Below are 9,194 nucleotides of genomic sequence, written 5' to 3'. Positions count from 1 at the left end.
CGTTACTAACCTGCAACTGCTGGCCCACATTGAGGCCATAGGGGGCGGCCACGTTATTGCGCTGTGCTAAATCGCGAAAATCATTGCCGGTAATCCAGGCAATATAGAACAGCGTATCGCCTCGCTTGACCGTATACGTCTGACCGCTGTAACTACCTTTAGGAATATTCCCATACGAGCGATTGTAAACAATACGTCCATTTTGGGTAGCAACGTTGCTTTCCGGTGTGGAATTCGTCATGACAGGCGCGCTGACCGGTGCCTGAACAGGCGCATTGGTCGAAATAGAAGCAGGACGATTAATCAACCCGCCGCCGCCCTCGCTACCGGCGGTACTCGCGCCAGCGGTGCTCATGTCTTCACCGCTGCGGCTGCCAACGGAACTGATCGGTGCCTGTGTGTTATCGCTTGAACAGCCTGTCAGGCAAAAGCCCACAAGCGAAACGGCCGCAATCCGGCGTAGTGTAAAAATTGGGCTTCCCGTGCTCATTCAAATCCCCCGTTACGGCAAAACTGTGACGGCTTCACGGCCTTGCCGGACGCCTGTTTACATAAAAGTTAAATTTTTGAGATAGTAACAACTTCGCCGTCCGCCTGCCATTCACAGATGTGTGCAATTGCGTACGCGGGCGATCAGGCCAGATCGCCCTTGACCAACGGTACGAAACGCACGGCTTCGATAGTATTGACGGTAAAGTCACCACCGCGACGGCGAATGCGTTTTAGCTGCTGCTGCTCTTCACCAACCGGCAATACCAGAATTCCGCCGTCACTAAGCTGCGATATCAGCTCAATGGGGATCTCAGGCGGCGCCGCCGTAACGATAATCGCCTCGAAGGGGCCGCGCGACGGCCATCCCTGCCAGCCGTCGCCGTGGCGCGTGGAAACGTTGTGCAGATCCAACTGCTTCAGCCGACGTTTGGCCTGCCATTGCAGCCCTTTAATACGCTCAACAGAATAGACGTGTTCAACAAGGTGGGCCAGTATGGCAGTCTGATAACCTGAACCGGTGCCAATCTCCAGCACGCGCGATTCAGGCGTCAGCTCCAGCAGCGAAGTCATTTTGGCTACCATATAAGGCTGCGAAATGGTCTGACCGGAACCGATAGGCAGGGCAGTATTTTCCCAGGCCTTATGTTCAAAGGCTTCGTCGACGAACCGTTCGCGCGGCACCTCCTCGATGGCTTTCAGCAGCCGTTCGTCGTCAATTCCCTGCTGGCGGAGCTGGGCCAGTAGCGTGTCAATGCGTCCACTCACCATTCGAGGCTGACTCCAGCTGTTTTTAACCAGTCCGCCACCACGTCCTGCGCGCCGTGCGCGGTCAAATCCACATGCAGAGCGGTAACGGAGACATAGCCCTCGTCAACGGCGGCAAAATCGGTATCAGGGCCGGCATCAAACTTTTCACCCGGTGGCCCAATCCAGTAGAGGGTATTGCCGCGCGGATCCTGCTGCGGGATAACCTGATCGCTGGGATGGCGGCTGCCGCAGCGGGTCACGCGGATGCCTTTGATCTCAGACAGCGGCAGATCCGGTACGTTGATATTCAGGATACGACCGGTGCGCAACGGTTCTTTAAGCAGCGCGCGCAGAACAGAGCAGGTCACGGCGGCGGCGGTGTCATAGTGCAGATGTCCGTCGAGTGAAACCGCCAGCGCGGGCAGGCCAAGATGGCGGCCTTCCATCGCAGCGGCGACCGTGCCGGAGTAGATCACGTCATCGCCGAGGTTTGGCCCTGCATTGATGCCTGAAACCACAATATCCGGCTTCGGGCGCATCAACGCGTTGACGCCCAGGTAGACGCAGTCGGTCGGCGTGCCCATCTGCACAGCGATATCGCCGTTGGGGTAATTGAAGGTGCGGAGCGGCGTTTCCAGCGTCAGTGAATTAGACGCGCCGCTGCGGTTGCGATCCGGCGCAACAACCTGTACCTCTGCGAATTCCCGCAGTGCCGTCGCCAGCGCCTGAATGCCCGGCGCCTGAATACCGTCATCATTACTCAGCAATATCCGCATGTGAAGCATAACCCTGTGATATGAACAGACCTGAAGCGGACACCCTGAACTTCATATTCGGTCAGGGTCCTGCCGGTCTGTTGGCGATCTGTTTCTCTGTGATGGACTGAAGCATTCTAGCCGCAAGGCGCGGCCAGTGGTAGGGGCAAATGTTTAAACGATTCAGAGCGCCCCAACGACCACCTGCGGTAAGTTTACTTACCCCGCCTGCGGGGAGCGACGCGAACAGCAGGCCTGAAGGCTATTCGGCAATATCGATATTATCGCCCTGATTTATAAGCACTTCACGCACCAGGCTGGTGGCAAAGCTTCCCGCAGGTAGCCAAAAACTCAGTTCGACGGTCGCCTCGTCCTGCCAGTGCCAGCGCAGATCGCGCGGGACGACCAACTGTGCACGGCGGGCGGCATCAACGCGCTCACGCTCAAGCAGGGCGATCAGCGGCGCTTCAGCGTTAAGGCTTTGCTGCTCAAACGCCAGTGCGGCGGACTGCGTGCCCCATGGGCCGCTGCCCGGCAGCGGTGCCGTAACCCGCAACTCGCCGTTATCAACACGTGACTGGAGCGTCGCCAGTTCTGACTCGTTCGCGACAAACCAGCTACCGCGCCCGGTGAGCTGTAGCGCATCGCCCGCCATCACCCTGCTCAGCGAGCCGTGCAGCGCCAGTCGTTCGCTCACTATCTGGTTAAACAGCGCGCTGCGCGCCGCCGAGAGCAGAAAGCTGCGTTTGTTGCGTTCACGCACGCGGATCTCATCTGCCGCCCAGCGGCGAGCCATGGTCAGGTTATTGCCCGCATGGCCGAAACGCTGTTCGCCAAAGTAGTTCGGCACGCCGCATTTAGCGATTTGGGTCAGACGTTGCGTCACGGCTTCGCGGTTGGAAATGGATCTTAATACCAGCCTGAAGGCATTGCCCTGCAAGGCGCCGGTGCGCAGCTTGCGGCGATGACGCGCGCTCTCCAGCACTTCGCAGCCTTCAACGTTGAACGCCAGGAAGTCCGGCGTCTCTTTACCCGGAATGCGCAGGCAGAACCACTGCTCGGTAACCGCATGGCGATCTTTCATTCCGGCAAAGCTGACGTCGCGCGGCGGGATACCGGCGAATTTCGCCAGCGCTTCGGCCACGAAGCGGGTGTTGCAGCCGGTCTTGCGCAGACGCACCAGCACCTGCTCCCCGTCACCATCCGGCCGATAACCGAGATCTTCAATGACCACAAAATCTTCCGGGCTGGCCTTGACCACGCCGGTTGCCGCTGGCCGACCGTGCAGCCAGCTCAGTTCGCCTGAGCCCATCAGTCCGCGGCCCTGATCAACAGCGCCACCGCCTCGCAGGCAATGCCCTCGCCGCGTCCGGTAAAGCCCAGTTTTTCGGTAGTGGTGGCCTTAACGTTCACTTCATCCATATGGATACCCAAATCTTCTGCAATATGGATGCGCATCTGCGGAACGTGCGGCAGCATTTTCGGTGCCTGCGCGATAAGCGTGACGTCGACGTTGCCCACGCGGTAGCCTTTTTTTGCAATCTGACGCCAGGCTTCACGCAGCAGCTCACGGCTGTCGGCACCTTTCCAGGCGGCGTCGGTGTCCGGGAACAGTTTGCCGATATCACCAAGCGCGGCGGCGCCAAGCAGGGCGTCGGTCAGCGCATGGAGCGCCACGTCGCCGTCGGAATGCGCCAGCAGCCCTTTTTCATAAGGAATGCGTACGCCGCCGATGATGAGCGGGCCTTCGCCGCCAAATGCATGTACGTCAAAACCGTGTCCGATACGCATTACGCGCTCTCCTTATTGTGTAATTGAGTCAGGTAGAAGGCGGCCAGCGCCAAATCTTCCGGCCGCGTTACCTTGATATTGTCGCTACGGCCAGCGATCAGCTCGGGATGATAGCCGCAGTGCTCCAGCGCCGAGGCCTCATCGGTGATGGTCGCGCCTTCGTTCAGCGCCCGCTCAAGGCAGGCGCGCAGCAGGTCGGTGGGGAAAAACTGCGGCGTCAGCGCATGCCAGAGATCGTTACGATCCACGGTGTGGGCAATGCGATTTTTTCCCGGCTCGCCGCGCTTCATGGTGTCGCGAACCGGCGCGGCGAGGAGGCCGCCAACCCGGCTGGTGCGGGCAATGGAGAGCAGTCGCGAGAGATCGTCGAGGTGCAGACAGGGCCTTGCCGCATCGTGTACCAGCACCCAGGACGCGGCGGTAACCGCCTGCAATCCGGCCAGCACCGAATCCGCACGCTCTGAACCGCCGGTGACGCGGGTCACGCGCGGATCGCGGGCTACCGGCAACGCGGAGAAATAAGGATCGCCTGCGCTGACGGCCACTACCACGCGGCCGATCGACGGATGCGCCAGTAGCCCCGCAATAGCGTGCTCAAGAAGGGTTTTATCGCCAATGGTGAGATACTGCTTAGGACGTTCCGCTTGCATGCGGCTGCCGATGCCGGCAGCGGGCACAATAGCTGTAATACTGTTCATGGCTTATCGTTGCTGAGCACTGCGGCGGTTCTGATCCGGCACAAGACGATAGAACGTTTCGCCGGGCTTGATCATCCCCAGCTCGTTGCGTGCGCGCTCCTCAATTGCTTCAGAACCGCCGTTAAGATCGTCGATTTCTGCAAACAGCTGATCGTTTCGCGCTTTGAGTTTCGCATTATTGCCCTGTTGCACCGCAACATCTTCATTAACACGTGTGTAGTCGTGTATGCCGTTCTTGCCCAGCCAAAGCGAATATTGCAGCCAGCCGAGTAATACAAGTAACAGCAGCGTAAGTTTTCCCATCCCCGCCCCCTGAAAAACGGCTCAATCATCCCATAACTTCCCGCCGGACTCCACCAGGCAAATGAAATTAAGCCAACACTCCGCTAACAGGTGCATAACTGCGGCAAACAAAACTTGCCAGCCATCGTCGCAAACTGTATTTTTATGCACTTAAAATGCATAAATTTAAAAGCCCTTTCACTGCCAGGAGAAATCATGTTGAAAAAAATCGCTTTCATCGGCGTGGCGCTGTCGCTGTTTGTTGGCAGCGTCCAGGCTGAAACTTACGTCGTCGGCTCCGGCGGCACCTACCGCCCGTTTGAATACGAAAACAGTCAAAAGCAGCTTGAAGGTTTTGATATCGACATCATCAAGGCCGTCGCCAAAGCAGAGAATTTTGACATCAGGCTGGTTAACACGCCATGGGAAGGCATTTTCGCCACCTTAAATTCCGGCGATCGCGATATTATTATTTCCGGCATCACCATTACCGACAAACGTCAAAAAATGGTCGATTTCTCCGCGCCCTACTTCCCGGCCGAGCAGTCCATCGTTGTGCCTGCCAGTTCAACCATCAATTCCCTGGCCGCGCTGAAAACGCATAAGGTCGGCGTGGTGAACTCCAGCACAGGTGATATCGTGGTTTCCGACGTGTTAGGTAAAAACAGCACCGATATCAAACGGTTCGACAACACGCCGCTGATGCTTCAGGAACTGTATGAAGACGGTATCTCAGCGGCGGTAGGCGACGTTGGCGTAGTGAAATACTACATAAAAACCCATCCTGAGAAGAAATTCACGCTGGTGCCTGATGCGAAATTCGAACGTCAGTTCTTCGGCATCGCCGTTGCAAAAGGCAACGATGCGCTGCGCGATAAGATCAACGCCGGCCTGAAGAAAATCATCGCCGACGGCACCTACGCAAAAATCTACAGCACCTGGTTCGATAGTAACGTTCCCACGCTGCCCGCCCAATAAGTTACCCGACGCCATATCATATGGCGTCCACCTCACAGGATTGCTGTATGTCAGGATTTCGTTGGGAAATCATTCAGGAATATTTGCCGCTGTTTATCGACGGCGCCATCATGACCCTAAAATGCACCCTGATTTGCGTGATAACCGGTACGCTCTGGGGGTTAACGCTGGGGCTGGGCCGCCTGGCACAGGCGCCGCATGGCCCGTGGAAGCAGGTTTTGCGCTTTGCGGTGCAGCTTCCGGTTCGCATCTATATCAGCGCCTTTCGCGGTACGCCGCTGTTTGTGCAGATTATGGTGGTGCACTTCGCGCTGATCCCGCTGTTCATTAACCCGCGCGACGGCATGCTGGTCAGCGGCGGGCTGATGTCCGCTGAGTTCGCGCGCGCACTGCGATCCGATTACGGTGCTTTTCTCTCCTGCATTGTGGCGATCACCCTGAACGCTGGCGCTTACGTATCGGAAATATTCCGCGCCGGTATACAGTCTATCGATCGCGGCCAGATGGAGGCGTCGCGCTCGCTGGGGATGACCTGGGCCCGCACCATGCGCAAGGTTATCCTGCCGCAGGCGTTTCGCCGCATGCTGCCGCCGCTGGGCAACAACGCGATTGCCATTGTGAAAGACTCGTCGCTTGCCTCTGCCATCGGGCTGGCCGATCTGGCCTATGCCGCGCGTACCGTGTCCGGCGCTTACGCCACCTATTGGGAACCCTACCTGGTGATTTCGCTGGTGTACTGGGTGTTTACCTTCCTGCTGTCGCTGCTGGTTCAACTACTGGAAAAGAGGTTTGGCAAAAGTGATTCACGTTGAAAATTTACAGAAAAACTTTGGCGATACCCACGTCCTGCGCGGCATCAGCTGCGACATACGGCCGCAGGAGGTGGTGTGCGTTATCGGCCCGTCCGGCTCAGGAAAAAGCACGTTTCTGCGCTGCCTGAACGGGCTGGAGAGCATTGACGGCGGCCAGGTGGAAGTCAACGGCTTCGCACTGGCTGACCCAAAAACCAATATCAACAGGCTGCGCGAATCGGTCGGCATGGTGTTTCAGCGCTTTAATCTGTTTCCGCACATGACGGTGATGCAAAACCTGATGATGGCACCGATGGACGTGCTGAAGCTTTCACGCCGTCAGGCCCAGGCGCGTGCAACGGCGCTGCTGGAGAAGGTCGGCCTGAGCGACAAGCTTAACGCCTGGCCGAACAGCCTTTCCGGTGGTCAGCAGCAGCGTGTTGCCATCGCCCGTGCGCTGGCGATGGAGCCGAAGATCATGCTGTTCGACGAGCCAACCTCGGCGCTCGATCCTGAGCTGGTTGGTGAAGTGCTGGCGGTGATGAAAACGCTGGCGCATGAAGGCATGACGATGGTTATCGTCACCCATGAAATGGCCTTCGCGCGCGAGGTCAGCGATCGGGTGATGTTTATCGATCAGGGAATTATCCAGGAAATGGGATCGCCAGAGCAGCTCTTTACCGCGCCGCAAAACCCGCGAACGGCGGCTTTTTTAAGCAAGGTGCTGTAACCGCTTACCAGCCGCTCAGGAATGAAAACAGGAGCCAGAACAGGCAAATCACCATCGCCAGCGTAACGACAATGGTCAGCAGCAGGTGGCTGCGCAGCAGCACGCTGGTGGCAATGCCAATCAGCACCGACACCGGCAGCAGCGCCAGAAACAGCGGCCAGGTATAGAGGAAGAAAAAAAGCGTGTTGGCGCCGTAAAGCACAAACGGGATCGCCAGCGCGAACCAGTACGAGGCGAAACCGACCACGCCTCCGGGGAGTGACCAGGAGGGCTCCCGGTCACGATCGTCTTTACGGGCCAGCATCGGCGTCACGTTTTGCATAGGTGTCCTGTTGGCTTACGGCCCCGCATCTTCGACGGTTCGCCGTGGAGTCTCAGGCTTTGATGATATCGCGCTCGCGCAGCAGATCTAACACTTGAACCAGCAATTTTGTTACCAATTGTTCGCCATCGAGATGAAGCTCAGCACGTTCAGGCGCTTCATAGACAGCGTCAATGCCGGTGAAATTACGCAGTTCGCCCGCCCTGGCTTTTTTATACAGCCCTTTCGGGTCTCGCGCTTCGCAAACGGCCAGCGGCGTATCAATGAATACCTCGATAAACCCGTCTTCGCCCTGCATATCGCGCACCATCTGTCGCTCCGCGCGGTGCGGAGAGATAAAGGCGCTGAGCACCACCAGTCCCGCGTCCACCATCAGCTTCGCCACTTCACCAACGCGGCGAATATTTTCTTTACGATCGTCATCGCTGAAGCCCAGGTCGCGGCACAGACCATGCCGGACGTTGTCACCGTCCAGCAAATAGGTGCTGATGCCAAGATCGTGCAGCGCCTTCTCCAGCGCGCCTGCTATCGTGGATTTACCGGAGCCGGAAAGCCCGGTAAACCACAGCACCACGCCGCGATGGCCATGCTGCTGCTCGCGCTCCGCACGCGTTACCGCGTGCGAATGCCAGATAACGTTTTCATCATGCTCCGCAGCCATATTATTGACCGCCCAGCAGATCGCGTGCGCCCCAGTGTGGGAAGTGCCGACGAACCAGCGCATTCAACTCCAGTTCAAACGCGCTGAAATCGCCGCGTGCCTGAACGCTCTCTTTCTGCGGTTCGCGGATCAGTCCGGCGCCGACGGTCACGTTGCTCAGGCGATCGATGAAAATCATGCCGCCGGTCACCGGGTTCTGCTGATAGCTGTCCAGCACCACCGGCTCGTCGAAGATGACATCGACAAGGCCGATACCGTTCAGCGGCAGGCTTTCCACGCTGTGCTGTGTCAGATTATTAATCTCAACCTGATGACGCACCGCCTCTACGCGCGCGCGTGTTTTCTTACCGGCGATTTTTACGTCGAAGCTCTGGCCCGGCGACAGTGGCTGCTCGGCCATCCACACCACGTCAACGCTGGCCGCCTGCGCGGGTTTCAGATCCGCGTCTGCATCCACCAGCAGATCGCCACGGCTGATATCAATTTCATCCTTCAGCACCAGGGTAATCGCTTCTCCCGCCTGCGCCTGCTCAAGGTCGCCGTCGAAGGTGACGATGCGCGCCACCGACGACTCCACGCCGGACGGCAGCACCTTCACGCGCTGACCGACCGCTATCGCGCCCGACGCCAGCGTCCCGGCGTAACCGCGGAAGTCCAGGTTAGGGCGGTTCACATACTGCACCGGAAAACGCATCGGCTGCTGTTCGACAATGCGCTGTACCTCAACGGTTTCCAGCACGTCCAGCAGCGTCGGGCCGCTGTACCAGTTCATGGTTACGCTCGGCGTCGCCACGTTTTCGCCTTCCAGCGCCGACAGCGGCACGAAGCGGATATCCAGATCGCCCGGTAGCTGTTCAGCAAAATCCAGGTAATCCTGTTTGATCTGCTCAAAGGTATCCTGGCTGTAGTTCACCAGATCCATTTTATTCACCGCCACAATCAGATGC

General features: G+C 58.1%; 13 protein-coding genes. 3 read left to right on the top strand and 10 right to left on the bottom strand.

Translation table 11 applies throughout. The features are described 5' to 3' along the window. The 7 genes from GS12_RS21160 to ftsB all read right to left on the bottom strand — a co-directional run. Positions 1 to 490 (bottom strand): LysM peptidoglycan-binding domain-containing protein (locus GS12_RS21160; RefSeq protein WP_034950568.1); only part of this gene is annotated, 490 nt, incomplete at its 3' end. Positions 491 to 633: 143 nt separating this feature from the next. Further along, the gene (locus tag GS12_RS21155) at positions 634 to 1,260 is read right to left on the bottom strand and encodes a protein-L-isoaspartate(D-aspartate) O-methyltransferase (RefSeq protein ID WP_034950564.1); all 627 of its coding nucleotides are present in this window, start codon (positions 1,258 to 1,260) and stop codon (positions 634 to 636) included. Further along, positions 1,254 to 2,015 (bottom strand): 5'/3'-nucleotidase SurE, encoded by a 762-nt coding sequence (gene surE, locus GS12_RS21150; RefSeq protein WP_034950563.1) that lies wholly within the window; start codon positions 2,013 to 2,015, stop codon positions 1,254 to 1,256. The genes GS12_RS21155 and surE overlap by 7 nt, the downstream gene beginning before the upstream one ends. A gap of 241 nt (positions 2,016 to 2,256) precedes the next feature. After that, entirely contained in the window at positions 2,257 to 3,306 is a 1,050-nt protein-coding gene (gene truD, locus GS12_RS21145) for a tRNA pseudouridine(13) synthase TruD (RefSeq protein WP_034950560.1), read from the bottom strand. Beyond that, positions 3,306 to 3,785, bottom strand: a complete 480-nt coding sequence (ispF, locus tag GS12_RS21140) for a 2-C-methyl-D-erythritol 2,4-cyclodiphosphate synthase (RefSeq protein ID WP_034916582.1) — start codon at positions 3,783 to 3,785, stop codon at positions 3,306 to 3,308. Before ispF ends, truD begins: the two co-directional genes overlap by 1 nt. After that, positions 3,785 to 4,483, bottom strand: a complete 699-nt coding sequence (gene ispD / locus GS12_RS21135; protein ID WP_034950558.1) for a 2-C-methyl-D-erythritol 4-phosphate cytidylyltransferase — start codon at positions 4,481 to 4,483, stop codon at positions 3,785 to 3,787. The genes ispF and ispD overlap by 1 nt, the downstream gene beginning before the upstream one ends. 3 nt (positions 4,484 to 4,486) lie before the next feature. Continuing rightward, positions 4,487 to 4,786 carry a cell division protein FtsB gene (gene ftsB, locus GS12_RS21130; RefSeq protein ID WP_034916585.1) on the bottom strand — a complete coding sequence of 100 codons (300 nt, stop codon included), beginning with the start codon at positions 4,784 to 4,786 and terminating at the stop codon, positions 4,487 to 4,489. A gap of 195 nt (positions 4,787 to 4,981) precedes the next feature. On the opposite strand from ftsB, the gene GS12_RS21125 reads away from it, so the two are divergent. The 3 genes from GS12_RS21125 to GS12_RS21115 are packed head-to-tail and all read left to right on the top strand — an operon-like array spanning position 4,982 to position 7,264. After that, on the top strand, positions 4,982 to 5,743 hold the full coding sequence (locus tag GS12_RS21125) for a basic amino acid ABC transporter substrate-binding protein (RefSeq protein ID WP_034950555.1): 762 nt from the start codon (positions 4,982 to 4,984) through the stop codon (positions 5,741 to 5,743). A 47-nt stretch (positions 5,744 to 5,790) separates the two neighbouring features. Beyond that, entirely contained in the window at positions 5,791 to 6,555 is a 765-nt protein-coding gene (locus GS12_RS21120) for an amino acid ABC transporter permease (RefSeq protein WP_034950553.1), read from the top strand. Beyond that, the gene (locus GS12_RS21115) at positions 6,542 to 7,264 is read left to right on the top strand and encodes an amino acid ABC transporter ATP-binding protein (protein WP_034950570.1); all 723 of its coding nucleotides are present in this window, start codon (positions 6,542 to 6,544) and stop codon (positions 7,262 to 7,264) included. Before GS12_RS21120 ends, GS12_RS21115 begins: the two co-directional genes overlap by 14 nt. Positions 7,265 to 7,268: 4 nt before the next feature. Here GS12_RS21115 and GS12_RS21110 read toward each other — a convergent pair whose 3' ends face one another. The 3 genes from GS12_RS21110 to GS12_RS21100 form a co-directional block, all read right to left on the bottom strand. After that, the gene (locus tag GS12_RS21110; RefSeq protein WP_034950550.1) at positions 7,269 to 7,586 is read right to left on the bottom strand and encodes a DUF3561 family protein; all 318 of its coding nucleotides are present in this window, start codon (positions 7,584 to 7,586) and stop codon (positions 7,269 to 7,271) included. Between the two features lie 52 nt (positions 7,587 to 7,638). After that, positions 7,639 to 8,247, bottom strand: a complete 609-nt coding sequence (cysC, locus tag GS12_RS21105) for an adenylyl-sulfate kinase (RefSeq protein ID WP_034950546.1) — start codon at positions 8,245 to 8,247, stop codon at positions 7,639 to 7,641. 1 nt (position 8,248) lies between these two features. Further along, positions 8,249 to 9,194 (bottom strand): elongation factor 1-alpha C-terminal domain-related protein (locus GS12_RS21100; protein ID WP_034950544.1); only part of this gene is annotated, 946 nt, incomplete at its 5' end.

It is taken from the genome of Erwinia oleae (assembly GCF_000770305.1).
Lineage (GTDB): Bacteria > Pseudomonadota > Gammaproteobacteria > Enterobacterales > Enterobacteriaceae > Erwinia > Erwinia oleae.
This window is presented reverse-complemented; position numbering and strand designations above follow the sequence as displayed.